Raw genomic sequence first — 26,171 nt, forward strand, 5'->3', positions numbered from 1 at the left:
GGCAGGCCGGTTTCGGCTCGAAAAACCTGAGACTACGGAACCCGAATGGCTGATCTCGCCAAGGAAATCATCCCCGTCAACCTCGAAGACGAGATGCGCAAGAGCTACCTCGATTACGCCATGAGCGTGATCGTGGGGCGCGCCCTCCCGGACGTCCGGGACGGCCTGAAGCCGGTGCATCGACGTGTGTTGTACGCGATGAACGAACTGGGCGCGCACAGCAACAAGCCGTACTACAAGTCGGCGCGTATCGTCGGTGACGTGATCGGTAAGTACCATCCGCACGGCGACCAGTCGGTCTACGACACGCTGGTGCGCATGGCCCAGCCGTTCTCGCTGCGTTACCTGCTGGTGGACGGGCAGGGCAACTTCGGCTCGGTCGACGGCGACAGCGCCGCGGCGATGCGTTACACCGAAGCGCGCATGTCGCGCCTGACCCACGAACTGATGGCGGACATCGACAAGGAAACCGTCGATTTTCAGCCCAACTACGACGAGAAGGAACTGGAGCCGACGGTCATGCCGACCCGGTTCCCGAACCTGCTGGTCAACGGCTCGGCCGGCATCGCGGTCGGCATGGCCACCAACATCCCGCCGCACAACCTGTCGGAAGTGATCGACGGCCTGATCGCGCTGATCAACGATCCCGAGATCGACGTCGACGGGCTGATGCAGTACATCCCCGGTCCGGATTTCCCGACCGCGGGCCTGATCAACGGCACCGCCGGCATCATCGCCGGCTACCGCACCGGCCGCGGCCGCGTGCGCATGCGCGCCAAGGCCGACATCGAGGTCGATGACCGCACCGGCCGCGAAGCCATCATCGTCACCGAGATTCCCTACCAGGTGAACAAGGCGCGGCTGATCGAGAAGATCGCCGAGCTGGTCAAGGAAAAGCGGCTGGAGGGCATCAGCGAGCTGCGCGACGAGTCCGACAAGGACGGCATGCGCATCTACATCGAGGTCAAGCGCGGCGAATCGGCCGAGGTCGTGCTGAACAACCTGTATTCGCAGACCCCGATGGAATCGGTGTTCGGCATCAACATGGTGGCGCTGGTGGACGGCCGTCCGCAGCTGCTCAACCTGAAGCAAATGCTGGAAGCGTTCGTGCGCCACCGCCGCGAGGTGGTCACCCGCCGGACCATCTTCGAACTGCGCAAGGCCCGTGCCCGCGCCCACATCCTGGAAGGCCTGACGGTCGCGCTCGCCAACATCGACGAGATGATCGAGCTGATCAAGACCTCGGCCAACCCGCAGGAAGCCAAGGAGCGGATGCTGGCCAAGACCTGGACGCCGGGCCTAGTCGGCGCGCTGCTGTCGGCGGCCGGCGCCGAATCCTCGCGCCCGGAAGATCTGCCCAGGGGCGTGGGCCTGGTCGATGGCGCCTACCAGCTCACCGACGTGCAGGCCACCCAGATCCTGGAGATGCGCCTGCATCGCCTGACCGGCCTGGAACAGGAAAAGCTGACCGAGGAATACAAGGAACTGCTGGAGGTCATCGCCGGCCTGATCCGCATCCTGGAAAACCCCGACGTGCTGCTGCAGGTCATCCGCGACGAGCTGCTGAACGTCAAGGCCGAGTTCGGCGACGCGCGCCGCAGTGAAATCCGCCACAGCGAAGAGGATCTGGACATCCTCGACCTGATCGCCCCGGAAGACGTGGTGGTCACCCTGTCGCATGCCGGCTACGCCAAGCGCCAACCGGTCAGCGCCTACCGCGCCCAGCGCCGCGGCGGCCGTGGCCGCAGCGCGGCGGCGACCAAGGAAGAGGATTTCATCGACCAGCTGTGGCTGGTCAACACCCATGACACGCTGCTGACCTTCACCAGCAGCGGCAAGGTGTTCTGGCTGCCGGTGCACCAGCTGCCGGAAGCCGGCTCCAATGCCCGCGGCCGCCCGATCATCAACTGGATTCCGCTGGAGGAAGGCGAGAAGGTCCAGGCGGTGTTGCCGGTGCGCGCCTACGAGGAAGGCCGTTACGTGTTCTTCGCCACCCGCAGCGGCACGGTCAAGAAGACCCCGCTGACCGAGTTCGCGTTCCGCCTGGCCCGCGGCAAGATCGCCATCAGCCTGGACGAGGGCGACGCGCTGATCGGCGTGGCGCTCACCGATGGCGGCAACGACGTGCTGCTGTTCGCCTCCAACGGCAAGACCGTCCGCTTCGCCGAGGACAAGGTGCGCTCGATGGGCCGCACCGCCGCCGGCGTGCGCGGCATCCGCCTGGCCGAGGGCGAGGAAGTGGTCAGCCTGATCGTCTCCGAGTCCGCCGGTGGCGTGGACGAGGGCGAGGAAGAGGGCGCCGAGGACGTGGTCGAAACCGGCGAGGAGGCGGTGCTGGAAACCGGCGCCGACGACGCCGACGTGGCCTACATCCTGACCGCGACCGAGAACGGCTATGGCAAGCGCACCCCGCTGGCCGAATACCCGCGCAAGGGCCGCGGCACCCAGGGCGTGATCGGCATCCAGACCAGCGAGCGCAATGGCAAGTTGATCGGCGCGGTGCTGCTGCGTGCCGGCGACGAGGTGCTGCTGATCTCCGATGGCGGCACCCTGGTGCGCACCCGCGCTTCGGAAATCTCCCGCGTCGGCCGCAACACCCAGGGCGTGACCCTGATGCGGCTGTCCGAGGGCGAGGTGCTGCAGGCGGTTGAGCGCCTGGACGCGTCGCTGGACGAGGACGAGGAAGGCGAAATCGATACCGCCGAAGCCGGCGATGTCGCCGCCGCGCCGCCGCAGGCCTGAGGCCCGTCGGCAACGCGATGAGAAACCCCGGCTTGCCGGGGTTTTTCTTTTCCGGTTCCTGGCTTCGCTGACCCCAAAGCATCGTGTTCCGCGTTCTATACTGCCGCCAAGACCGGATCAGGGACATGCACATGGAATCGTTGGCTCCTTCCTTCCGCAGCGCGCGTGCCTTCGGCCTGCGCGCACTCTTCGTCGGCCTGTTGGCGCTAGGCGCGCTGGCCGGATGCAAGCGCAATGACACCGGGCAACTGCCCGAGGCCAGCGGCGAGGCGGTGCAGGCGCAGCGGCAGGAGGTGGTCGGCTTCGGGCTGGCCAGCGCCTATCCGGATCAGCACGACGGCAGCCTGGCGATCGCGTTGGAGTTCAGCCGACCGCTGGTGAGCTCGCAGGACTTCGACCAGTTGCTGGCGGTGGCCGGCGCCAACGGCGAAACCGTCAAGGGCAGCTGGGTGCTGGACGACAAGGGCAGGATCCTGCGCTTCCCGTCGGTGGAGGCGGCCAAGGACTACGACGTGATCGTGCGCGCGGACCTGCTGGCCGCCGATGGCAGCCGCCTGGGCAAGGAACTCAAGCAGCGCGTGCACACCGGCGAACTGGATCCGGCGGTGGGCTTCGCCTCGCAGGGCAGCGTGCTGCCGGCGCGCGAGAGCCGTGGCCTGCCGGTGGTCTCGATCAACGTCAAGGAAGTCGATGTCGAGTTCCTGCGGGTCAACGAGAAATCGTTGCCGAAGTTCTTCTCCGAATACCAGCGCGGCGGCCGTCGCGGCAGCTGGGATCTGGACAGCGATTACGGCGACAGCACGCCGATCGCGCAGCTGGCCGAGCCGGTCTACGTCAATCGCTTCCTGCTCGGTGGCAAGCCGAACGAGCGCCTGCTGACCTACCTGCCGATCCAGGACATCAAGGAACTGCAGGAGCCGGGCCTGTATTTCGCGGTGATGAAGCGCACCGGCAAGTTCGCCGGCGATTTCGAGACCGCGTTCTTCACCGTCAGCGACCTGGGCCTGCATACGCGTGCCTACAAGGATAAATTGTTCGTCCACACCGCATCGCTGCGCGATGGCGCCGCCGTGGGCGGGGTCGAACTGCGGGTGCTGGACGCCAAGGGCGAGACCTTCCTGACCGGCAAGACCGACAGCAATGGCAATGCCCTGCTGAAGTACACGCTGGATGCGGGCCACGTGCTGATCGCCCGGCGCGGCCAGGACGTATCGATGCTGCCGTTCAACCAGCCGGCGCTGGACCTGTCCGAATTCGCGGTGGCCGGCCGGGAGCAGGCCTGGTTCGACGTGTTCGCCTGGTCCGGCCGCGACCTGTATCGTCCCGGCGAAACCGTGCGCCTTTCGGCCCTGTTGCGCGACTTCGACGGCCGTCCGGTCAAGGCCCAGCCAATCTTCCTGCGGCTGAAACAACCCGACGGCAAGACCTTCCGCGAGACCCGCCTGCAACCGGGCGAGCAAGGCTACTTCAACTTCGAGCAGGTCATCCCGCAGGAAGCGCCGACCGGTCGCTGGCAGGTGGAGTTCCGTACCGATCCGGCCAGCAAGGAAGCGGTGCAGGGCATGACCCTCCGCATCGAGGAATTCCTGCCCGAGCGGATGAAACTGGATCTGGACAGCACCGGGCAGGCCACGCTAAAGCCTGGACAACCACTGCAACTGCAGGCCACGGCGGCATACCTGTATGGCGCGCCGGCGGCGGGCAACCGCTTCACCGCGCGGCTGGCGGTGGCGGTGGAACAGCATCCGGTGGAAGCGCTGCCGGGCTACTTCTTCGGCGACCCCACCGTGGAGTTGCCGAAGGAAGCCAAGGACGTAGTCGATGCCAAGTTTGATGACAAGGGCGTCTATCGCGAGGCGATCGCGCTGCCGGCCGAGGTCAAGCCGGTGACGCCGGTCGCGGCGGTGGTTTCGGGCAGTGTCTACGAGACCGGTGGCCGCACGGTGACGCGCACCCTGAAGCGCATCATGTGGCCGGCCAACACGCTGGTCGGCGTGCGTCCGCTGTTCGACGACAAGGACGGCGCCGATGCCAACAGCAACGCCGGCTTCGAGATCATGCGGGTGGATGCCGCCGGCAAGCCGCAGCCCGGCAAGGGCCTGAAGGCGACGCTGGTGCGCGAGCACCGCGACTATCACTGGAACTACGACGAGGACGGCGGCTGGGACTACGATTTCACCCGCCGCTTCGAGAACCTGGAAACCAAGGTGATCGATGCCGGCGCCACCGCCGCGCGCATCGACTATCCGGTGGAGTGGGGCGAGTACCGGCTGGACGTGTTCGATCCGGCGTCCGGCCTGACCACCCGCTATCCGTTCCGCGCCGGCTGGAGCTGGGACGATCAGAACCGCGGGCTGGATGCGAGACCGGACAAGGTCAAGCTGGCGCTGGACAAGACCGGCTACAAGGCCGGTGACACCTTGCAGGTGACGCTGACGCCACCGCACCCCGGCAAGGGCCTGCTGATGGTCGAGGCCGATCGCATGCTGTACGTGCAGGAGATCGATGCCAAGCCCGGCAGCCGCTTCTCCATTCCGGTCACCCAGGACTGGGAGCGGCACGACGTCTACATCACCGCGCTGGTGTTCCGCGGCGGATCCGCACCGAGCAAGATCACCCCGGCGCGCGCGGTCGGCGTGGCCCACGTGCCGATGGATCGCAAGGCGCGCCGCGTCGCCGTCGGCCTGGCCGTGCCCAAGCAGATGCGCCCGGAGCAGGAGCTGCCAGTGACGGTCAGCGTGCCCGAACTGGCCGGCAAGGCCGCGCACGTCACCGTCTCGGCGGTGGACGTGGGCATCCTCAACATCACCCGCTTCCCGGTGCCGGACGCGAATGCGCAGTTCTTCGCCCAGCGCCGTCTCGGCGTGGACGCGTACGACATCTACGGGCGCGTGATCGAGAGTTTCGAAGGCGGCAGCGCCAAGATCCGCTTCGGCGGCGACATGGCGCTGACCGCGCTGCCGCAGGCCAAGCGGCCGACCTCGCGGGTGCAGACCGTGGACCTGTTCGCCGGTCCGGTGAAGCTGGACGCCAAGGGCAACGCGCGCATCCGCCTGAAGGTGCCCGACTTCAACGGTACCCTGCGGGTGTCGGCGCTGGTGTATTCGGACGAGCGCTACGGCAACCGCGATCGCGAGACGCTGGTGCGCGCGCCGATCGTGGCCGAAGCCAGCCTGCCGCGCGTGCTGGCGCCGGGCGATCGCAGCATGGTGACCCTGGACGTGCAGAACTTCACCGGCAAGCCGGGTGAATTCAGCGTGCGGGTGGACGGCGAGGGCCCGCTGTCGATCGGCGAATCCGCGCGCAGCGCGAAACTGGCGACCGACGCCAAGACCACCCTGAGCTTCCCGATCACCGCGGGCGAGGGCTACACCACCGCCAAGGTGCGCGTGCGGGTGGACGGCAACGGCTTCAAGGTCGATCGCCGCTACGACCTGCCGGTGCGCGCCGGCTGGCCGGCGGTGCTGCGCTCGCGCACGCTGGTGCTGGACAGCATGGCGCCGGTGGAAATGGGGGCCGGACTGGCCGACGGGTTGATGGCCGGCTCGGTCAATGCGCGGATGCTGGTCAGCGCGCTGCCGCCGATTCCCTTCGCCAGCGCCCTGCAGGGCGCGCTCGAGTATCCCTACGGCTGCGCCGAGCAGACCACCAGCAAGGGCTATGCGGCACTGGAGCTGGATGATGCCACCGCCAAGTCTCTGGGCGTCGGCGGGCTGGATGCGAAGAAGCGGCGCGAACGCATGGAAGGCGCGTTCGGCCGGCTGGCCTCGATGCAGGTCGCCAACGGCCATTTCTCGATGTGGGGCGACGACGGCTACGTCAATCCGGGCCTGACCCCGTACGTGGTCGAGTTCCTGCTGGATGCGCGCGAAGGCGGCTTCGCCGTGCCGGACAACGTCCTGCAGAAGGCGCTCAACCGCCTCAACGAGGATCTGCTGGCCGGCGGCGCGCAGTTCTACGGCTACTCGCAGCGCGATCACCTCAAGTTCGCCAACCAGGCCTATGCCGGCTACGCGCTGGCGCGGGTCAATCGCGCGCCGCTGGGCACGCTGCGCGCGCTGTACGACAATGAGCGCAACAAGAGCCTGACCGGCCTGCCGCTGGTGCACCTGGGCCTGGCGCTGTCGCTGCAGGGCGACAAGGCGCGTGGCGCGAAGGCGATTGCCGAGGGTTTCGCCAAGAACGGTGATCGCCCCGACTACCTGGGCGACTACGGCACCCGCCTGCGCGATGACGCGTTGATGATCGCGCTGGTCCACGAGCGCAAGCTGTCCAAGCCGGAGTACGACCGCCGCGCGGTGTCGCTGGGCCGCGAACTGGATGCCCGCCGCAACAGCGGCTGGCTGTGGCTGAGCACGCAGGAGCAGGTCGCGCTGGCGCGCCTGGGCAAGGCATTGATGGTGGATCAGAAGAAGCTGGTGTCCGGTACCTGGACCCTGGGTAGCGAAAGCGAAACCGTCGCGCCGGGCAAGGTGTTCGGCCGCAGCCTGGATCACGCGGCGCTGGCGCGCGGCGCGCGTTTCGTGCCGGAAGGCCAGCCGCCGCTGTACGCCAGCCTGGATGTCAGCGGCATCCCGCGCACGCCGCCGGCCGCCGACGAACGCCAGATCGGCATCGAACGGCGCTACTACACCACCGACGGCAAGGAGTGGAACGGCGGCACGCTGAAGGAGGGCGAGGCGCTGATCGTCCGGGTCAGCATCACCCCGCATGCGAGCATGCCGGATGCGCTGTTCACCGATCTGCTGCCCGCCGGCCTGGAGATTGAGAACTTCAACCTGGGTGACGCCAAGCAATGGGCCGACGTGGTGGTCGACGGCATCAGCGTCAGCGATCGCGGCAGCGCGGCGGACGTGAAGCACGAGGAGTTTCGCGATGATCGCTACGTGGCCGCGCTGAAGCTGGACAGCGGCGACACCGCCAAGGTGTTCTACCTGGTGCGCGCGGTCACGCCCGGTACCTACACCGTGCCTCCGCCGCTGGTCGAGGACATGTACCGGCCGGATATCCGTGGCGTGGGTCGCTCGAAGGTGGGAACAATCACCGTCGTGCAGCCGTAGGGCGGGAGTCGGGAATGGGGAGTCGGGACCGGGGCGTCGGAAATCGAGCGACGCCGGTTCCCTGCTTCCCGGGACGGGAGGGCCGAGACCGCGGATGCGGTGGCAGCCCGCCCATGTGCGGTGCGGATGTGGCCACTGACGTGATACGTGACTGATGGTTGGTTCGAGGATGTCCCGCTGGCAACGCGCATGGCGGCGCTTGCGCGCGCTGCGCTGGCCGGCCGTGCTGCGCTGGGGCGCGGTGGGCGTGCTGTCGTCATTGCTGTTGCTGGACCTGCTGTTTCCGCCGCCACTGCCGAAGGCGCGCGACACCAGCACCCTGGTGGTCGCGCGCGACGGCACGCCGCTGCGCGCGTTCGCCGATCGTGACGGTGTCTGGCGCTATCCGGCCACGCCGGATAGCGTGTCGCCGCTGTACCTGGACGCGCTGCTGAACTACGAGGACCGCTGGTTCTGGAAGCATCCCGGCGTCAATCCCTGGGCGATGCTGCGGGCGGGCGGGCAATGGTTGCGGCGTGGACGGATCGTGTCCGGCGGCTCGACCCTGACCATGCAGGTGGCGCGGATCCTGGATCCGCATTCGCGCACGCCCTGGGGCAAGCTCAAGCAGTTGCTGCGCGCGCTGCAACTGGAAGCGCACCTGTCCAAGCGCGAGATCCTGTCGCTGTACCTGGAGCGTGCGCCGTTCGGCGGCACCATCGAAGGCGTGGAGGCGGCCAGCTGGGCCTACCTCGGCAAGCCGGCCACCCGCCTGTCACAGGCCGAGGCCGCACTGCTGGCGGTGTTGCCGCAATCGCCCAGCCGCCTGCGTCCGGATCGCCACCCCGATGCCGCGCGCGCGGCGCGCGACAAGGTGCTCGCGCGGATGGTGGCGCTGGGCGTGTGGACACCGGCGCAGGTGGAGGAAGCGCGGATCGAACCGGTGGTGGCGCGTTCCCTGCAGCCACCGCTGTCGGCGGCGTTGCTCGCCGAGCGCCTGCGCCAGCGGCAACCGCGCGCGGCGCGCATCGAATCGACCGTGGACGCCGACCTGCAACGCACCCTGGAGGAGCGGGTGGCGGCCTACTTCTCGCAACTGCCGGCACGTACCTCGGCGGCGCTGCTGGTGATCGACAACGCCAGCATGGAAGCGCGCGCCTACGTCGGTTCGGTGACGTTCGGCGACAAGGAACGCCTGGGCCACGTCGACATGGTGCAGGCGTGGCGTTCGCCGGGATCGACCCTCAAGCCGTTCCTGTACGGACTGGCGCTGGATGACGGCCTGATCCATTCCGAAAGCCTGCTGGTCGATGCGCCGCAGTCGTTCGGCGGTTATCGGCCCGGCAATTTCGACGCCGCCTTCAACGGTCCGATCGGCGCGGCGGAAGCCCTGCGGCTGTCGCTCAACGTGCCGGCGGTGGATCTGCTGGACCGGGTCGGGCCGGCGCGGCTTTCCGCGCGCCTGGCCAATGCCGGCATCGCCTTGAAGTATCCGCGCGGCGCATCACCGAACCTCGCGCTGATTCTTGGCGGTACCGGTGCGCGCCTGGAAGATCTGGTCGGTGCGTTCGCGGCATTCAACCGCGGCGGCCTGGCGGGGCGGGTGCGCTACACGCCGCTGGATGTGCGCGAGGACCGCCGGCTGGCGTCGCCCGGCGCGGCATGGATCATCCGCGAGATCCTGGAATCGCACCCGCGGCCCGGCTACGGGCAGGGCGCGTTCGACACCGCGATGCGTCCGCGGGTGGCGTGGAAGACCGGCACCAGCTACGGCTTCCGCGATGCGTGGGCGCTGGGCAGCACGCGCCGCCATACCGTCGGCGTGTGGGTCGGCAGGCCGGACGGGACGCCGTTGCCGGGACAATACGGCGCGGTCACCGCGTTGCCGCTGATGTTCGAGATCATCGACAGCCTGCCGCGCGCGCGCGGTGACGCCGCCGCCTCGCCGCCACCGGCGAACGTCGCCGAAACCGAGATCTGCTGGCCGCTGGGCCTGCCGCCGGAAGCCGACGCGCCGGAATTGTGCCAGCGACGGATGAAGGCATGGACGCTCGATGGCGCGACGCCGCCCACCCTGGCCGAGCGCGACGCGCGCCGCTGGAGCGCGGGTACCGAAGTGTTCGAGGTGGACGCGACAACCGGCCTGCGCCTGTCCGCCGAATGCGCGCGCCCGCATGCATCGCAGACCCGACGCATCGCCCGCTGGCCGGCGCTGGCCTCGCCGTGGCTGGGCGCGCAGACCCGCGCGCAATCGCGCCTGCCGGCACTGTCGCCGGATTGCGTGGACGATGGCCGCGAAGCAGCGGAAGAACTGCGCATCGATGGCATCAACGACCGCGCCACCCTGGCGCGCGCGCCGGGCAGCGAACACGGCGTGCGCCTGCAGTTGCGCGCGCTCGGCACCGAAGCCCGCGTGCAATGGCTGCTGGACGGAAAGTGGATCGCCGAGACCCAGGGCGCACGCCCGTTCGTGCGCGACTTCGAGCAACCGGGCCAGCACACGCTGACGGCGCTGGCCGACAGCGGCGCATGGACGCGGGTGGATTTCAATATCTTGAACTAGCGTCGTCTGATACAACTTCACCTTTGCTTGATGGCGAATACTTCGCCCAGTGTCGTCGAACCGGGGGCGATGGCATGCAAGGCCACGCCCAAGACAAAGGAACACAACAACGCGGCCACAAAAGGCCAACCGGTGTGGCGCAGCGTCGTGTAAAGCCAATCTTCGGCCGGGGTTCGTCTCAGCTTGCGGTACAGCCCAGTGGAGAGAACCGCGTCGAGAGCAAGTTCCGACAGCAGCATGGGAGAGCTCCAGACCACCCAGACGAGCGCAATCAGCACCCCGGCCAGGATGCCGAGCAGGGGCAATATCCAGACATGTTCAACATCGAGGCTCGCATCGGGAATGGCCATGTCCACCGCCTCCGCGTCCATGCCGCCTGCGCCCGTCGTCGAGGGAGCCTCGAACCGTGCGCTGGCCCCGGCGCCACCGGAGCTGCCACCGGAACCGGACCAATCCGGAGCGCCATGGCTTTCCCCGTGGGATGAGCCGCTCGGACCCTCGATCCCCGGTACGTCTGCTTCACGCCATCGACGCCAGAGCCGGATTTGCGTCAGGAACACCAGATAGGCGATGCCGACGCAGACGGGATAGCGCAACCACATGGAATCCATGCCGGCTGCGGCAAGGAGCACCGAGGCCAGGAAGCCGGAGAGCGCGGTGATGGCGACCATGACCGCCATCTGCAGGCGTGGCGCGGAAACACGCGCCGCCAACCGCGCGTGCAGCGCCAGCTCCCGCGGACGCATGGAGCCGCTCAGCCGATGTTCGCCAGCACGTGTTCGGCCGAGGACACCTTGTATTCGCCGGGTGCCTCGATGAAGAGGTTGCGGACCACGCCGTCTTCCGCATACAGCGCGAAGCGGCGCGCGCGGATGCCCATGCCGTAGCTGCTGGCGTCCATCTGCAGGCCGAGCGCCTTGACCAGGTCGGCGTTGCCGTCGGCGAGCATCTGCAGGCCGTCGGGCACGTGCTGGGTCTTGCCCCATGCCTGCATGACGAACGGGTCGTTGACCGACACGCAGAACACTTCGATGCCGCGCTTGCGGAAATCCTCGAAGTGCTGGACGAAGCTGGGCAGGTGCTTTTCCGAACAGGTCGGGGTGAATGCGCCGGGCACCGCGAACAGCACGGCCTTGCGGCCCTCGAACAGCGCGCGGGTGTCGATGGTCTCGACGCCCTCGCGGATGCGCTTGAGGATGACTTCGGGAATTTGTTCGCCAATCTGGATGGTCATGGTCGGGTCCTGGTGAGGAAGGCTGAATGGAGTTTAGCCCGCCCGGTCGATGGGGACGTTACGTGCCTGAAAAGAGTGTGATGGCCCATGGCGGCCATAGGCAGGCATTCGTGTCCGGAGCCGAAGGCCGCCGGGCCCGGCAAGTGGCGCGCCAGCCGCTAGAATTGACGCGTGGCGCCCGCTTCGCGGGCCTCCGTGTCCAGCCGGTGGCCGGCCGGCGCGGTTTTCCAATGGAGACCTGATGCAATTCAAGGATTACTACGCGGTACTGGGCGTTGAACCGACCGCCGGCGACGCCGAGATCAAGACGGCGTACCGGCGGCTGGCGCGCAAGTACCATCCCGACGTCAGCAAGGAAGCCGGCGCGGAAGATCAGTTCAAGGCGGTCAACGAGGCCTACGAGGCGCTGCGGGATCCGCAGAAGCGCGCGGCCTATGACCAGTTGCGCGCGCGCGGCTACCGCCCGGGCGAAGAGTTCCGGCCGCCGCCGGATTTCGGCCAGGGCGGTTATGGCGGGCAGAATTTCGACTTCGACGAGGTTTTCGGCAGCACAGGCGGTGGCGGTGGCTTCAGCGACTTCTTCGAGGGCCTGTTCGGACGGCGTGGACGTGCTGACGGCCCGCAGGCACGGGGACCGCACGCGCCGCGCGACTCGCGCGCCAAGCTGGCGGTGCCGTTGCAGGCGGTCCACGACGGCGGCAGCGTGCGGGTGAACGTCAATGGCCGTCAGCTCGAGGTCAGGGTGCCCAAGGGCATCAAGCCGGGCCAGGCTATCCGGCTGGCCGGGCAGGGCGGCAGCGGCGGCAATCTGCTGCTGGAAATCGAGTACGCCGCGCACCCGCAATTCGAGGTCGATGGCCGCAACATCATCTATGTGCTGCCGGTGGCGCCCTGGCAGGCGGCGCTGGGCGCCTCGATGACCGTGCCGACCTTGGGCGGCGAGGTCGAGGTGAAGATTCCGCCGGACTCGGAAGCCGGGCGCAAGCTGCGCCTGCGCGGCCGTGGGCTGCCGGGCAATCCGGCGGGCGATCAGATCGTCGAACTGGAAATCACCGCGCCGCGCGCCACCAGCGAGGAGCAGCAGGAAGCCTATCGCGATCTGGCCCGGGCTTTCGGCGAGAAGCCGTAAGCAACCTCTTGTGGGAGCGACGTCAGTCGCGATTCGCGGNTTGCCAGTCGTTCGGGTATCGCGACTGACGTCGCTCCCACAGGGAGAGAGCGTGAGCGTCGCTCAAAAAGAAAAGCAGGCCATGGCCTGCTTTTCTTCATCACGTTTGAGCGCCGGGCGGATCAGGCCGCGGGCGGTTCCGGCAGTTCGCGCGCGTTGAACACGCGTTCGATGACCTCGGCCAGTTCGTCCTCGGAGAACGGCTTGGTCAGGTAGGCCTTGGCGCCCTGGCGCAGGCCCCACATGCGGTCGGTGTCCTGGTCCTTGGTGGTCACCAGGATCACCGGGATGTGCTTGGTGCTGGCCTCGCGGCTCAGCGTGCGGGTGGCCTGGAACCCGTTGAGGTTCGGCATCACCACGTCCATCAGCACCATGTCCGGCAGCTCGCGCTTGGCCACTTCCACGCCCGCGGCGCCGTCCTCGGCGGTGAGGGACTCGTGCCCCAGTTTTTCGACGATGCGCTGGATGCCCAGCAACTGAGAAGGTGAATCGTCGACGATCAGAATGCGTGCCATGGAGTTCCCCGAGTGTCCCCAAATTGTCCCCGCACCGATTGTAGGAGCGGGCCCGGGAGAAAGAAACGGGGGCGTTCCCGGACACGCCGTCGGGCTGCCCCCGACGACCTCAGAAAGTGACCAGGGTACGGCCGAACGAACCCCCGGAAAGCATGTTCCTGAATACATCCGGCAGCCCTTCCAGCGTGGTTTCGCGGGTGCAGATGGCCTCCAGGCGGGCCGGTTTCCAGTCGTCGGCCAAAAGCTGCCAGATGTCGTCCCGGATGGCGCGCGCGGTGCCGGCCGAAGCCACGCCGACGAGCGATACGCCCCGGATGATGAACGGCATGACCGTGATGTCCAGTTCGGCGGTCGCGGCCAGGCCCGCGCTGGCGACATTGCCGTAGGGCGCGGTCTGCGCCAGCAGGCTGGCCAGCATCGCTCCGCCCACGTTGTCCAGTCCTCCACCGAAACGCGCCGATTCCATCGGCCGCCGGGTGGCCAGCGCATCGCGTCCCAGCACTTCGGTGGCGCCGAGCGATTTCAGGAAGTCCGCGTGTTCTGGCTTGCCGCTGATGGCGTGCACCTCGTAGCCGGCGCGGCTGAAGATGTTCACCGCGAGCGTGCCCACGCCGCCGGTCGCGCCGGTGACTGCCAGCGGTCCCAGATCCGGCGTCTGCCGGTTGTCCCGCATCCGGTACAGGGCCAGCGCGGCGGTGAAGCCGGCGGTGCCCAGGATCATGCTTTCGCGCAGGCTCAACCCCTTGGGCAAGGGAATCACCCACTTTGCTTCCAGCCGGGCGTATTCACCGTAGCCACCGTCGCGGGTTTCGCTGAGGCCGCAGCCGGTCACAAGCACCTCGTCGCCCTCATGGAACGCCGGATCGGTGGAAGCCACCACGTGCCCGGCCACGTCGATGCCGCCGACCAGCGGGAACCGCCGCAGGATCTTGCCTTCGCCGGTGCCGGCCAGCGCATCCTTGAAGTTCACCGAGGAGTACGCGGTCTTGATCACCACCTCGCCGGGATTCAGATCGTCCAGCGAAATCGATTCGATGCCGCTGCGGTAGCCGCGATCGTCGTTGTGGATGCGGAAGGCGTTGAACGAGGTGGGCAGAGTCATGTGGGGACGCTCCGGTTCCGGAAATTTGGACGGGGGATGGGAGGATGTCCGGATACAAATCCCGCCACCCGGCGTTGGCATCCTCGACGAACTGGATCTTCCAGATCCGCTTCCAGGCCTTCAATGCCTTCTCGCGCAGGATGGCAGATTCCATCGTGCCGTGGACTTCGCACCAGACCAAAGTATGGACCCGGTAGCGGCGGGTGAAGCCGTCAACCTGAGCGTGTTTGTGCTGCCAGATGCGTCCGGGCAGGTGGGATGTCACGCCGATGTGGAGCGTTCCACGCGGCCCGCTGGCCAGGAGGTAGACGCAGGGAATCCGTTCCCGGGGGGCGCCTCAGCGCAGCGACTTGCGCCGCTTCTCGTCCATCCATTTCGACGCCTGGGCCGGCTGGTAGGCCTTCATCCAGTCGAACATCGCGCCGAGGTCCTCGCCGTGCCACAGGTCCTCGCGCTGATCCGGGTGCAGGAAGCGCTCTTCGACCATGCGGTCGATCATGCCCATCAGCGGCGCATAGAAGCCATCGACGTCCAGGAAGGCGCAGGGCTTGTCGCCGATGCCGAGCTGGCGCCAGGTCAGCATTTCGAACATCTCGTCCAAGGTGCCGAAGCCGCCGGGCAGGGCGACGAAGGCGTCGGACAGGTCGAACATGCGCTTCTTGCGCTCGTGCATGTTGGCGACCACTTCCAGCCGGGTCACGCCCTTGTGCGCGACTTCCCAGTTGACCAGTTGCTCCGGAATCACGCCAACCACTTCGCCACCACCTGCCAGCACCGCGTCGGCGACGATGCCCATCAGGCCGACGTTGCCGCCGCCATAGACCAGTTGCAATCCCTCGCGGGCGATGCGATCACCCAGCGCGACCGCGCGTTCGGCGTAGAGGGGCTTGCTGCCGGCGTTGGAGCCGCAATAGACACAGATACTTTTCATGGACGGGAATGGGGAATCGGGAATGGAGAATCGTGGAAAGCCGAAACGCACGACGCCGGGCTTGCCCGGCGTCGTATGAAACGGGGAGCGGGGATGGAAAGGAGCATCCTTCGATTCTCCATTCCCGATTCCCCATTCCCGGCTGTCAATTGGCCTTGTGGATCGAGCGCTTGTCCACCGCCATGGCGGCGTCGTGGATGGCCTCGGACAGGGTCGGATGGGCGTGGCAGATGCGGGCCAGGTCGTCGGCCGAGCCGTTGAACTCCATGGTCAGCACGCCTTCGTGCACCAGTTCCGACACGCCGACGCCGACCAGGTGCAGGCCCAGCACGCGATCGGTTTCCGCGTGGGCGATGACCTTGACGAAGCCGGCTGGCTCGCCCATCGCGACGGCACGGGCAATCGCGGCGAACGGGAAGCTGCCGGTCTTGTACGGAGTGCCTTCAGCCTTGAGCTGCTGCTCGGTCTTGCCGACCCAGGCGATTTCCGGTTCGGTATAGATGACCCACGGCACGGTGTCGAAGTTGACGTGGCCGGGCAGGCCGGCGATCAGTTCGGCCACCGCGATGCCTTCCTCGAAGCCCTTGTGCGCCAGCATCGGGCCGCGCACGCAGTCGCCTACCGCCCAGACGCCGTCGACGCCGGTGTGGCAATGCTCGTCGACCTCGATCTGGCCGCGCTCGTTGAGCTTCACGCCGGTACCGTCGGCCAGCACGCCCTTGGTGGCGGCGCGGCGGCCCACGGCCACCAGCAGCTTGTCCACGGTCAGGGTCTTCTCGCCTTCGGCATCGGTGTAGGTGACCACGACTTCCTTGGTCTTGCCCTTGCCGGTGATTTCGGTCTTGCTGACCTTGGCGCCGAGGCGGATATCCAGGCCCTGCTTCTTGAATTCGCGCGCCGCGGTCTTGGCTACTTCGGCATCGGCGACGGCGAGGAAATCGGGGAGGGCTTCCAGGATGGTGACTTCGGCGCCGAGGCGCTTCCACACGCTGCCCAGTTCCAGGCCGATCACGCCGGCGCCGATCACGGCCAGGCGCTTGGGCACGGCGGTGAAGTCGAGCGCGCCGACGTTGTCGACGATGTATTCGTTGTCGAACTTGGCGAACGGCAGTTCGATGGAATCCGAACCGGCCGCCAGGATCACGTTGGTGCCCTTGAGCTCGACTTCGCTGCCGTCATGCTGCTTGACCTTGACCACGTTGCCTGGCTGCAGCTGGCCGAAGCCGTAGAACGGGGTGATCTTGTTGGCCTTGAACAGCATCGCGATGCCGCCGGTGAACTGCTTAACGATCTTGTCCTTGCGGCCCACCATCGTGGCGACGTCGATCTTGGCGTCCTTGGTGCTGATGCCGTGCTCGCCGAACAGGTGCTGCAGGTTGTAGAACTGGCGCGAGCTGTCCAGCAGCGCTTTGGAGGGCACGCAGCCCACGCGCAGGCATGTGCCGCCCAGGGCCGGCTTGCCGTCCTTGCCCAGCGCGGCATCGATGCAGGCGACCTTCATGCCCAGCTGCGCGGCGCGGATGGCGGCGTGATAGCCGGCGGGACCGGCACCGATGACGACGACGTCGAATTGTTGTTGTTCGCTCATGCTTCGCTCACACGGGAATGGTGAATTGGGAATGGGGAATCGCAAAAGCGGGATGGAGCGGGCTTTGACGATTCCCGATTCTCCATTCCCGATTCCCGGCGCTTACATGCCAAGCAGCATGCGGTGCGGATTTTCCAGCTGGTTCTTGATGTCGACCAGGAACAGCACCGCGTCCTTGCCGTCGATGATGCGGTGATCGTAGGACAGCGCGATGTACATCATCGGCGCGGCCACGACCTGGCCGTTCTCGACGATGGCGCGTTCCTTGATCGCGTGCATGCCGAGGATGGCGCTCTGCGGCGGGTTGACGATCGGGGTGGACATCAGCGAACCGAAGGTGCCGCCGTTGGTGATGGTGAAGGTGCCGCCCTGCAGATCCTCCAGGCCCAGCTTGCCGTCACGCGCCTTCTTGGCGTAGTCGGCGATGCCCTTTTCGATGTCGGCGAAGCTCTGGCGCTCGACGTTGCGCAGCACCGGCGTGACCAGGCCCTTGTCGGTGGACACGGCGATCGAGATGTCGGCGTAGCCGTGGTAGATGATGTCGTTGCCGTCGACCGAGGCGTTGACCACCGGATGGCGCTGCAGCGCGTTGGCGGCGGCCTTGGCGAAGAAGCTCATGAAGCCCAGCTTGATGCCGTTGGCCTTCTCGAACGATTCGCCCAGTTCCTTGCGCATCGCCATGACCTTGCCCAGGTTGACCTCGTTGAACGAGGTCAGCATGGCGATGGAGTTCTTGGACTGCATCAGGCGCTCGGCGATGCGGGCGCGGATGCGGGTCATCGGCACGCGCTCTTCCGGACGTGCGCCGCCGGACACGCCGGCGGTCTTGCCGCTGGCGTAGTTGACCAGGTCTTCCTTGGTCACCGCGCCGCGGCGGCCGGTGCCTTCCACCTGCGCCGGATCGATGCCCTGGGTGACGGCGGTGAAGCGGGCGCCGGGCGGCAGGCTTTCGACGCCGGCGGCGGCCGGGGCCGGAGTGGACTTGGCGGCCGGCGCCGGTGCGGCAGTGGCGGCGGGAGCCTCGGCCTTCGGTGCTTCAGCCTTGGGGGCCTCGGCGGCCGGAGCCGGCGCGGCGGCGACCGCGCCTTCCTCGATGATCGCCAGCAACTGCTGGCTGGTCACGGTGTCGCCTTCCTTGAACTTGATTTCCTTGATCACGCCGTCGACCGGGGACGGCACTTCCAGCACGACCTTGTCGGTTTCCAGATCCAGGAGGTTCTCATCGCGCTTGACCGCGTCACCAACCTTCTTGTGCCAGGTGGCGATGGTGGCGTCGGAGACGGATTCGGGGAGAACCGGAACTTTGACTTCAGTGGCCATGGATGGAGGCGTCCTGTTTTTTTTGGTGGCGTGCTTTGAAGGATGGAATGCGGGCGCCGCTTACTCGGCGACCACGTCGTTTTCGAACTTGTTGACCAGCGCGTCGGCGACCAGCTTCAGCTGTTCCTCGACGTGCTCGGCGAAATGACCGGCGGCGGGCGAGGGCGAGCGCGGGCGGCCGGCGTAGTGCAGGCTCTGCTTCTCGCCCAGGCAGGCGTTGAGATGGTGGCGGATCTGGTACCACGCGCCCTGGTTCTGCGGCTCTTCCTGGCACCAGACCACGTCGGTGGCCTTGCCGAAGCGCTTGAGCTCGGCGGCCAGCTGCGGACGCGGGAACGGATACAGCTGTTCGATGCGGACCAGCGCGACGTCGTCCTGGCCACGCTTCTGCTGGTCTTCCAGCAGGTCGTAGTAGACCTTGCCCGAGCACAGCACGACGCGCTTGACCTTCTTCGGGTCGGCGGCCTTGTCCGGGATCAGGTGCTGGAACTCGCCGTTGGCCAGCTCGTCCAGGGTGGACACGGCAAGCTTGTGGCGCAGCAGCGACTTGGGCGTCATCACCACCAGCGGCTTGCGGGTGGTCATGCGCATCTGCCGGCGCAGCATGTGGTAGGCCTGTGCGGGCGTGGTCGGCACGCAGACCAGCATGTTCTCCAGCGCGCACAACTGCAGGAAGCGCTCCAGGCGAGCCGAGCTGTGCTCGGGACCCTGGCCTTCGTAGCCGTGCGGAAGCAGCAGGGTCAGACCGCTGACGCGTCCCCACTTGGCCTCGCCGGCGGCGATGAACTGGTCGATCACCACCTGCGCGCCGTTGGCGAAGTCGCCGAACTGCGCTTCCCAGATGCACAGGGTGTTGGGATCGGTGGTGGAGAAGCCGTATTCGAACGCCATCACCGCTTCTTCGCTGAGCAGCGAATCGATGATCGTGGCCTGCTCCGGCGATTCCACCAGCTGCCGCAGCGGCAGGAAATAGCTGTCGGTCTTCTGGTCGTGCAGGATCGCGTGGCGATGGAAGAAGGTGCCGCGGCCCGCATCCTGGCCGACCAGGCGCAGGCCGTTGCCTTCCGCCAGCAGGGTGGCGTACGCCAGGTTTTCGGCGAAGCCCCAGTCGCCCGGCAGATCGCCGGCGGCCATCTTGGCGCGGTCTTCATAGATCTTGGCCACGCGCGGGTGCAGCGACACGCCCGAGGGAATGGTGTTGATGATCTTGGCCAGCGAATCCAGCGCCTTGCGCTTGACCTTGGTGTCGACCGGATCGCTGAGCTTGCCGGACACGTACTTCGACCAGTCGATCGCCAGTTCGTCGCCCTTCTGCTTGGCCAGCTCGGTGGTGTATTCGCCCGAATCCAGCTTGTTGCGATACTGATCGACCAGCACCTTGCCGCCTTCGGCGGGGAGCACGCCGGCGCCTTCCAGCTTGGCCGCGTACAGCTCGCGGGTGGTCGGGTGCTTGCGGATGGTCTGGTACATCAGCGGCTGGGTGGCCGCCGGCTCGTCGGCCTCGTTGTGGCCATGGCGGCGATAGCAGACCAGGTCGATGACCACGTCCTTCTTGAACTGCTGGCGGAACTCGTAGGCCAGGTTGGCGCAGAACACCACCGCTTCCGGGTCGTCGCCGTTCACGTGCAGCACCGGTGCGCCGATCATCTTGGCCACGTCGGTGCAGTACAGGGTGGAGCGGGCGTCGTCGCGGGCGCTGGTGGTGAAGCCGATCTGGTTGTTGATCACGACATGCAGGGTGCCGCCGACCGCGAAACCGCGCGCCTGCGACATCTGGAACAGTTCCATCACCACGCCCTGGCCGGCGAACGCCGCGTCGCCGTGCATGATGATCGGCAGCACCGCCTGGCGGGAGGTGTCGTTGCGGCGCTCCTGGCGCGAACGCACGCTGCCGGCCACGACCGGATCGACGATTTCCAGGTGCGAGGGGTTGAAGGCCAGCGCCAGGTGGACCGGACCGCCCGGGGTGGCGATGTCGGCCGAGAAGCCCATGTGGTACTTCACGTCGCCGGCATGGGCCAGGCTGTTGTCGTGCTCGAACTTGCCCTCGAACTCGTCGAACAGCTTGCGCGGGCTCTTGCCCAGGGTGTTGACCAGCACGTTGAGGCGGCCGCGGTGGGCCATGCCGACCACGATGTCCTTGACCGCGCCGGCACCGGCGCGGTGGATGAGCGTATCCAGCAGCGGGATCAGCGAATCGCCGCCTTCCAGCGAGAAGCGCTTCTGGCCGACGTACTTGGTGTGCAGGTAGCGCTCCAGACCCTCGGCGGCGGTCAGCCGCTCCAGGGTGCGCTGCTTGGCCGCCGCATCCAGGCCATAGTTGCCGGCGGCCGCTTCCAGCCGCTGGTACAGCCACTGGCGCTGCTCGACCTCGGAGATATGCATGAATTCGGCGCCGATCGAGCCGGTGTAGGCGGCCTTCAGGCGGGTCAGCAGGTCGCGCAGTTTCATGCGCGGCTGGCCGGCCACGTTGCCGGTGCTGAATTCGCTGTCCAAATCCTTGTCGGACAGGTCATGGAAGGCCAGGCCGAGATCCGGCGGATTCATCGGCGGGCTCAGGCCCAGCGGATCCAGGTTGGCGCCCAGGTGGCCGCGCGAACGGTAGGCGGTGATCAGGCGGCCGACATTGCGCTCGCGCTCGTCGCCGCCGGCCGGGGCCGCCACATGGCCATTGTTCGCCGCCTGGCGCGAGGCCGCGGCAATCTGCTCGATGACCACCGAGTGGGGCACGTCACCGGCCTCGCGGCCCTTGAAACCGTCGAAGTAGGCCTTCCATTTGGGACCCACACTGTCCGGGTCAACCAGGTATTGCTCGTACAGGTCTTCGACGTAGGAGGCATTGCCTCCGTTGAGTTGCGAGGATTGCGCAAACTGCTTCAGGAGATTGTCCACGATGGCGATGAGGTGCTTGCTGTCGGAATGGTCTTGGAGGGACGGGGTCGGCGGATTCGATGTGGGCCCGCGCGGGCGGAAGACAACCCCAAAATTATACCCGCAAGGCGGGAACGGGGCATAAAGGTATTGGACTAAAGGCGCAGTCTGGGCCACGCGGATGACAAACCGGACACAATCGACGCGATTCCCGCGGATTTCCGCAACCTCGCGAGGAGAAGGCTACAGTCCCAGCGCGCGATACTCGGTGCAGGGGCGTGAGCGTTCCCACACGTGGGCGAATTCCTCGCGCAGCTGGCGCGCGCGGCCGGCCGCGTCCGGGTCCGCTTCGCCGTCGAAACGGTGCCCCAGCGGGCGGAAGTAGTAGCCATCGGCGTCGCTGACGACATAGGCCGAGGGATAGTTGCGGTCCACCGGATCGTGCACTTCGCGGAACAGGAACACGCTGGGCAGGCGCTGGGCCAGAGGCAGCAGCGGTGCCTGCCGGCGCTGGGGAGTGCCGGCGTCCTGCAGCAGGATCTGGACTTCCACCGCGCCGGGGCGGGTGGCCAGCCGGCGCAGGGCGTCCAGCACCTCCGGGGCGTCGAACAGGCCCGGCTCCAGGTCCCGGCTGTAGATCCGCAGCTGGCGACGGCTGCCGCTGGACAGGGCCAGCAGGGTGGCCCTGGCCCCGGCCAGATCCTCGATGGCGGTGGCGCCGTCCAGGCGCCGGCGCATGGCCTGGTGCTCGATTCCGGCCTCGTGGAACCGTGGACCGTAGGGTACGAAGCCGTGCCGGGCATAGAAGGCTTCGGCACTGACCTGGGCGTTGAGGGTCAGCTCCGGCAGGCGGCGCTTGCGGGCCTCGGCCAGCAGTGCGGCTAGCAGGGCGTCGCCGACGCCGCGCCCGCGCCATTCCCGCAGGACCGCCATCCGGCCGATCCGGTGTTCCGGGGTCAGCCGCCCGGTGCCGATGGGCCGGCCGGCGTCATCGCGCGCCAGTACGTGCCGGCAGAGCGGATCCATGGCGTCGCGTTCCTCTTCCAGCGGCACCCGTTGTTCCTGTACGAACACGATCTCGCGCACCCGCAGCAGGTCGTCCCGCTGCAGGGCGTACTCGACCGGCTCGACCCGGAAGCCGGCGGTGTTCAATCCTCTTCCCCTGCCAGCACCAGCTGGTAGTGACCCTGGGCGAGCAGCGCCATCACCGCGTCGCGACCGGTGGCCGACAGGCCGGCGTAGCCGTGGCCGTCAAGCGTCTCCGCCGCGGCCAGGGTGCGCGCGTCCGCCACCGGCATCGGGTAGTCGTGGCCCGAACAGAACAGGGTCGCGCCCTTGCGCGCGCGCCGCCAGGCCAGCCGCGAGAACGGATGGCGGTACAGCCGTGCGCCGTGTTCGAGATCCCATTCGATTTCGATCCGCGAGCGCTGTTCCGGCGCGGGCGCGACATCGCCGGCGGCACGGTAGGTGGTGATGAAACGGCCGAACCAGTCGCCCAGGCGATCCGGATCGTTCATCCGCAGCGCGTTCAGCGCTTCGACCACGCGGGCCATCGCCGCGGCGTCGATTTCGTTGGGATCGCGCGGCGGCGCCAGATCCTCATCGTGGTAGCGCATGCGGTCGTCGGCATCGGCGACCAGGGTGTCGAGGTAGTCGCTGATCAGTTCGGCCGAGGAGGGCGCGCGCATGCCCACGGAGATGGTCAGGCACGGATTCACCGCCACGCCGTGGTGGGGCACGGCCGGCGGCAGGTAGAGCATGTCGCCCGGATCCAGCACCCAGTCGTGGGTGGGCGTGAACTCGCGCAGCAGCTTGAGCTCGACGTCGTCGCGGAAGCCGAGCGGCGGATTCTCGCCGGCGTCGATCTGCCAGCGGCGCTGGCCCTGCGCCTGCAGCAGGAACACGTCGTACTGATCCACGTGCGCGCCGACCGAGCCGCCGGTGGCGGCGAAGCTGATCATGATGTCGTCCAGCCGCCAACGCGGCAGGAAATCGAAATGCGCCAGCAACGCGCGCACGTCCGGATCCCACTTGTCCACGTCCTGCACCAGCAGGGTCCAGTCGTGGTGCGGCATGCCGGGGAATTCCTCTTCCTGGAACGGGCCGGTGCGCAGGGTCCAGGCGTCGCGTTCGCGATCGTGCATGACGATGCGCGAGAGCGCGCCTTCCTCGCAGGCCAGTCCGGCCAGGTCGTCCGGCTGGATGGGCGACTGGAAATGCGGGAACGCGTTACGGATCAGCAGCGGCTTCTTCTGCCAGTACTCGCTGAGGAAACGCGCGGCGGGCATGCCGAGGAAATGCTTGGCGGTGGCGTGGACTTCGATCATGGGCGTGGGGAGTTTGCGGGAGCGGGGGCGGCTTCTTCGGCCAGGCGCTTGTCCAGGCGTTCGCGCGCGGACTGCGCGTAGGCGCGGCAGGCGTTGGTGTTCGCGAGCGGTTCGTTGGCGCCGGGGCCGACGCGGGACCACAGACGGCTGGCGGACGGATGCGGCGTCACCAGGATGTCGCAATCCAGCGCGGCGACCCGATCCAGGGCCTGCCGGAAGGCGGCGACGTAACCGGGATGGGCTTGCTCGTCGCCGAAGCGGTACTGATCGCTGGAGAACGCGGAGAGACTGTCGGCATAGACGAACTGGCGGCATTCGCTGCCGTCGCAGGAGCGCCAGGTCCAGGACGCCGCACCCGGGGTATGGCCCGGCGTGGGAATGGATTTCAGCGACAGCGGGCCGACGGTGACGGTTTCCCCGTCGCCGATGGTGCGTACGTCGGCGACGGGAGTGAAGGATTCGAGTTGCCCGAACTGGGGATCGCTGCGGTCATTGGCGCCGCGTCGCAGCGTGGCGGCGGCCGGTTCGCGCGCCAGTACCGGCGCGCCGGTGGCGCGCTGCAGATCGGCCAGGCCGCCGACATGATCGAAATGCTCGTGCGAGATCACGATGGCGCGCACGTCTTCCGGGCGGAATCCGAGCGTGCGGATGTTGGCCAGCACCTGGCGCCCGCCCGCGGCGGTGCCACTGTCGATGAGGACATGCCCCTGCGGCGAGGTGATCAGCAACGCGCTGATGCCGCAGGTGCCCACGAACCAGGTATTGCCATGCAGGCGCAGCGGCTTGGCCGGGTCGTCCCAGCGCGGCTCGGCCGGGCAGGCGGGGGCATCGTCCGCCCAGGCCCGGCCGGCGGGCAGGGCGGCCAGCACCAGGAACGCGGCGGCCGGGATGGACATCCTCGGCGGAAATGGCTTCATGTGGCGATCTCGTCGTAACCGCGGCCAACGAACTGCAACAGGCACCAGCCGTGGCCGAACGGATCGGCCAGGCGCACGATGCGGCCCCAGCGGGCTTCGCGGATGGAGGTTTCGGGTTGGAGGCCGGCCTGGACGGCGGTGGCCAGCGCGGTATCCAGATCCTCGACCACCACGTCCAGGTGCACCGGCGTCCAATGGCGGCCGTAGTGGCGGCGCGAGCCGGGAGCACCCTCGGTATCGGCGGCGGCGCGGATCAGGTAGATGGGCGCCTGCGCGCCTAAAAGTTCCACCACGTCGTCGCCGAAGCGGCGTCCGGTGGTCAGGCCGAACGCACGCCGGTATAGCGCTTCGGCGGCTTCCAGATCCGGCACGTCGAGATTGATCAGCAGTTGCATGGGAGCGGTCCTGCGGAGTCGGCGTGCGGGATCCGGGCGGCCTCAGATCTTCCGGGCCAGCGTTTCGGCCAGTCCGGTGTAGCTGCCCGGCGTCATCTCGCGCAGGCGCTGCTTGGCGTCGGCGGGCAGTTCCAGCGATTCGATGAAGGCGCGCATCGAGTCGGCGGTGATGCCCTGGCCGCGGGTCAGCGCCTTGAGCTGTTCGTACGGATTGGGCAGGCCGTGGCGGCGCATCACCGTCTGCACGGCTTCGGCCAGCACTTCCCAGGCCGCGTCGAGGTCGGCGTCCAAGCGCTGCGGGTTCACTTCCAGCTTGCCCAGGCCCTTGGCCAGCGAGTCCAGCGCCACCTGGCTGTGGCCGAAGGCGGTGCCGAGCGCGCGCAGCACGGTCGAATCGGTGAGGTCGCGCTGCCAGCGGCTGATCGGCAGCTTGGCGCTGAAATGCTCGAACAGCGCGTTGGCCAGCCCGAAGTTGCCTTCGGCATTTTCGAAGTCGATTGGATTGACCTTGTGCGGCATGGTCGAGGAGCCGACTTCGCCTTCCTTGAGCTTCTGCTTGAAGTAGCCCAGCGAAATGTAGCCCCAGATGTCGCGGGCCAGGTCGATCAGGATGATGTTGGCGCGGCGCGCGGCGTCGCCGATTTCGGCCACGTTGTCGTGCGGCTCGATCTGGGTGGTGTAGGGATTGAAGACCAGGCCCAGGCTCTCGACGAAACGCTGCGCGAACGCCGGCCAGTCCACGTCCGGATAGCTGGCGACGTGGGCGTTGTAGTTGCCGACCGCGCCGTTGATCTTGCCGGTCAGTTCGACCGCCGCGATCTGCCGGCGCTGGCGTTCCAGGCGTGCGACCACGTTGGCGATTTCCTTGCCCAGGGTGGTCGGCGAGGCGGTCTGGCCGTGGGTGCGCGAGAGCATCGGCTGGCCGGCCTGGGCGTGGGCCAGCGCGCGCAGCGAGGCGGCGACGGCGTCCAGCGACGGCAGCAGCACCTCGCGGCGGGCCTGTTCCAGCATCAGGCCGTAGCTGAGGTTGTTGATGTCCTCGCTGGTGCAGGCGAAATGGACGAACTCCAGCGCCGGGGCGAGTTCGGCGTCGTCCTTCAGGCGCTCCTTGATGAAGTACTCCACCGCCTTGACGTCATGGTTGGTGGTGCGCTCGATCTCCTTGACCCGGGCGGCGTCGGCGACCGAGAAACCGTCGGCCAGTGCGCGCAGGCGGGTGGCCGCCGCGTCGGAGAAGGCCGGCAGTTCGACGATGCCGGGCTCGGCGGCCAGCGCCAGCAGCCATTCGACCTCCACCTTGATTCGCGCCCGGATCAGCCCGTACTCGGAAAAGATGGGACGCAGGGCGTCGACCTTGCCGGCGTAGCGGCCATCGAGCGGGGACAGGGCGAGCAGGGCGGATTCCGACATGGGGGGCGTGGGGCTGAAAAGGAGCGTTCTAGTTTACCGCGAGACGGCC

Annotated in this window: 17 protein-coding genes and 1 pseudogene; 4 read left to right on the plus strand and 14 right to left on the minus strand. The window is 67.6% G+C overall.

The genetic code is table 11. From position 1 onward, the window contains the following. Nucleotides 1-45: 45 nt before the first annotated feature. The 3 genes from gyrA to pbpC all read left to right on the plus strand — a co-directional run bounded on the left by gyrA (nt 46) and on the right by pbpC (nt 10,344). Nucleotides 46-2,742, plus strand: a complete 2,697-nt coding sequence (gene gyrA, locus ACTJI2_RS06585) for a DNA gyrase subunit A (protein ID WP_440841505.1) — start codon at nt 46-48, stop codon at nt 2,740-2,742. Nucleotides 2,743-2,867: 125 nt separating this feature from the next. Further along, complete coding sequence (locus ACTJI2_RS06590; RefSeq protein ID WP_440841507.1) at nt 2,868-7,802, plus strand: alpha-2-macroglobulin family protein; 4,935 nt, start codon at nt 2,868-2,870, stop codon at nt 7,800-7,802. A gap of 169 nt (nt 7,803-7,971) precedes the next feature. Then, nucleotides 7,972-10,344, plus strand: coding sequence for a penicillin-binding protein 1C (gene pbpC / locus ACTJI2_RS06595; protein ID WP_440841509.1), 2,373 nt, complete (start codon nt 7,972-7,974; stop codon nt 10,342-10,344). A 17-nt stretch (nt 10,345-10,361) separates the two neighbouring features. On the opposite strand, the gene ACTJI2_RS06600 is transcribed toward pbpC, so the two are convergent. Together ACTJI2_RS06600 and ACTJI2_RS06605 are read right to left on the minus strand one after the other, a co-directional pair. After that, nucleotides 10,362-11,090: a hypothetical protein gene (locus ACTJI2_RS06600; protein WP_440841511.1), complete on the minus strand. Its 729-nt coding sequence runs from the start codon at nt 11,088-11,090 to the stop codon at nt 10,362-10,364. 8 nt (nt 11,091-11,098) lie between these two features. Further along, a complete protein-coding gene (locus ACTJI2_RS06605; RefSeq protein ID WP_440841512.1) occupies nt 11,099-11,578 on the minus strand; it encodes a peroxiredoxin in 480 nt (159 codons plus the stop codon). 241 nt (nt 11,579-11,819) lie between these two features. On the opposite strand from ACTJI2_RS06605, the gene ACTJI2_RS06610 reads away from it, so the two are divergent. Then, entirely contained in the window at nt 11,820-12,707 is an 888-nt protein-coding gene (locus ACTJI2_RS06610) for a DnaJ C-terminal domain-containing protein (protein ID WP_440841513.1), read from the plus strand. Between the two features lie 161 nt (nt 12,708-12,868). On the opposite strand, the gene pilH is transcribed toward ACTJI2_RS06610, so the two are convergent. From pilH to purB, 12 genes and pseudogenes are all read right to left on the minus strand, one after another. Next, entirely contained in the window at nt 12,869-13,261 is a 393-nt protein-coding gene (pilH, locus tag ACTJI2_RS06615; RefSeq protein ID WP_141453090.1) for a twitching motility response regulator PilH, read from the minus strand. 109 nt (nt 13,262-13,370) lie between these two features. Then, nucleotides 13,371-14,363 (minus strand): YhdH/YhfP family quinone oxidoreductase, encoded by a 993-nt coding sequence (locus ACTJI2_RS06620; RefSeq protein WP_440841514.1) that lies wholly within the window; start codon nt 14,361-14,363, stop codon nt 13,371-13,373. 109 nt (nt 14,364-14,472) lie between these two features. Beyond that, nucleotides 14,473-14,682, minus strand: a pseudogene (locus ACTJI2_RS06625) (GIY-YIG nuclease family protein); the annotation flags it as partial. 18 nt (nt 14,683-14,700) lie between these two features. After that, nucleotides 14,701-15,294, minus strand: a complete 594-nt coding sequence (locus ACTJI2_RS06630; protein WP_440841515.1) for a TIGR00730 family Rossman fold protein — start codon at nt 15,292-15,294, stop codon at nt 14,701-14,703. A 145-nt stretch (nt 15,295-15,439) separates the two neighbouring features. After that, nucleotides 15,440-16,882, minus strand: a complete 1,443-nt coding sequence (gene lpdA / locus ACTJI2_RS06635) for a dihydrolipoyl dehydrogenase (protein ID WP_440841516.1) — start codon at nt 16,880-16,882, stop codon at nt 15,440-15,442. 102 nt (nt 16,883-16,984) lie between these two features. After that, nucleotides 16,985-18,202 carry a dihydrolipoyllysine-residue succinyltransferase gene (gene sucB, locus ACTJI2_RS06640; protein WP_440841517.1) on the minus strand — a complete coding sequence of 406 codons (1,218 nt, stop codon included), beginning with the start codon at nt 18,200-18,202 and terminating at the stop codon, nt 16,985-16,987. Nucleotides 18,203-18,262: 60 nt separating this feature from the next. Continuing rightward, a complete protein-coding gene (locus ACTJI2_RS06645; RefSeq protein ID WP_440841518.1) occupies nt 18,263-21,094 on the minus strand; it encodes a 2-oxoglutarate dehydrogenase E1 component in 2,832 nt (943 codons plus the stop codon). Nucleotides 21,095-21,316: 222 nt separating this feature from the next. Further along, on the minus strand, nt 21,317-22,225 hold the full coding sequence (locus tag ACTJI2_RS06650; protein ID WP_440841519.1) for a GNAT family N-acetyltransferase: 909 nt from the start codon (nt 22,223-22,225) through the stop codon (nt 21,317-21,319). Further along, nucleotides 22,222-23,400 carry a ribosomal protein uL16 3-hydroxylase gene (locus ACTJI2_RS06655; RefSeq protein WP_440841521.1) on the minus strand — a complete coding sequence of 393 codons (1,179 nt, stop codon included), beginning with the start codon at nt 23,398-23,400 and terminating at the stop codon, nt 22,222-22,224. Before ACTJI2_RS06655 ends, ACTJI2_RS06650 begins: the two co-directional genes overlap by 4 nt. Next, the gene (gene bla / locus ACTJI2_RS06660) at nt 23,397-24,317 is read right to left on the minus strand and encodes a subclass B3 metallo-beta-lactamase (RefSeq protein ID WP_440841522.1); all 921 of its coding nucleotides are present in this window, start codon (nt 24,315-24,317) and stop codon (nt 23,397-23,399) included. Before bla ends, ACTJI2_RS06655 begins: the two co-directional genes overlap by 4 nt. Next, nucleotides 24,314-24,712 (minus strand): VOC family protein, encoded by a 399-nt coding sequence (locus ACTJI2_RS06665; protein ID WP_440841523.1) that lies wholly within the window; start codon nt 24,710-24,712, stop codon nt 24,314-24,316. Before ACTJI2_RS06665 ends, bla begins: the two co-directional genes overlap by 4 nt. Before the next feature lie 42 nt (nt 24,713-24,754). Then, nucleotides 24,755-26,122 carry an adenylosuccinate lyase gene (purB, locus tag ACTJI2_RS06670; protein ID WP_318288948.1) on the minus strand — a complete coding sequence of 456 codons (1,368 nt, stop codon included), beginning with the start codon at nt 26,120-26,122 and terminating at the stop codon, nt 24,755-24,757. Nucleotides 26,123-26,171 lie beyond the last annotated feature (49 nt).

This window comes from Pseudoxanthomonas sp. 22568 (assembly GCF_052044485.1).
Lineage (GTDB): Bacteria > Pseudomonadota > Gammaproteobacteria > Xanthomonadales > Xanthomonadaceae > Pseudoxanthomonas_A > Pseudoxanthomonas_A beigongshangi.

What these genes read in the sequence shown, in the direction of transcription:
- ACTJI2_RS06610 (WP_440841513.1), top strand. Translation starts at nt 11,820, where the DNA reads ATGCAATTCAAGGATTACTACGCGGTACTGGGCGTTGAACCGACCGCC.
- sucB (WP_440841517.1), bottom strand. Translation starts at nt 18,202, where the DNA reads ATGGCCACTGAAGTCAAAGTTCCGGTTCTCCCCGAATCCGTCTCCGAC.
- ACTJI2_RS06655 (WP_440841521.1), bottom strand. Translation starts at nt 23,400, where the DNA reads ATGATCGAAGTCCACGCCACCGCCAAGCATTTCCTCGGCATGCCCGCC.
- ACTJI2_RS06590 (WP_440841507.1), top strand. Translation starts at nt 2,868, where the DNA reads ATGCACATGGAATCGTTGGCTCCTTCCTTCCGCAGCGCGCGTGCCTTC.
- pbpC (WP_440841509.1), top strand. Translation starts at nt 7,972, where the DNA reads ATGTCCCGCTGGCAACGCGCATGGCGGCGCTTGCGCGCGCTGCGCTGG.
- ACTJI2_RS06630 (WP_440841515.1), bottom strand. Translation starts at nt 15,294, where the DNA reads ATGAAAAGTATCTGTGTCTATTGCGGCTCCAACGCCGGCAGCAAGCCC.
- gyrA (WP_440841505.1), top strand. Translation starts at nt 46, where the DNA reads ATGGCTGATCTCGCCAAGGAAATCATCCCCGTCAACCTCGAAGACGAG.
- ACTJI2_RS06600 (WP_440841511.1), bottom strand. Translation starts at nt 11,090, where the DNA reads ATGCGTCCGCGGGAGCTGGCGCTGCACGCGCGGTTGGCGGCGCGTGTT.
- ACTJI2_RS06605 (WP_440841512.1), bottom strand. Translation starts at nt 11,578, where the DNA reads ATGACCATCCAGATTGGCGAACAAATTCCCGAAGTCATCCTCAAGCGC.
- bla (WP_440841522.1), bottom strand. Translation starts at nt 24,317, where the DNA reads ATGAAGCCATTTCCGCCGAGGATGTCCATCCCGGCCGCCGCGTTCCTG.
- ACTJI2_RS06620 (WP_440841514.1), bottom strand. Translation starts at nt 14,363, where the DNA reads ATGACTCTGCCCACCTCGTTCAACGCCTTCCGCATCCACAACGACGAT.
- ACTJI2_RS06665 (WP_440841523.1), bottom strand. Translation starts at nt 24,712, where the DNA reads ATGCAACTGCTGATCAATCTCGACGTGCCGGATCTGGAAGCCGCCGAA.
- pilH (WP_141453090.1), bottom strand. Translation starts at nt 13,261, where the DNA reads ATGGCACGCATTCTGATCGTCGACGATTCACCTTCTCAGTTGCTGGGC.
- purB (WP_318288948.1), bottom strand. Translation starts at nt 26,122, where the DNA reads ATGTCGGAATCCGCCCTGCTCGCCCTGTCCCCGCTCGATGGCCGCTAC.
- lpdA (WP_440841516.1), bottom strand. Translation starts at nt 16,882, where the DNA reads ATGAGCGAACAACAACAATTCGACGTCGTCGTCATCGGTGCCGGTCCC.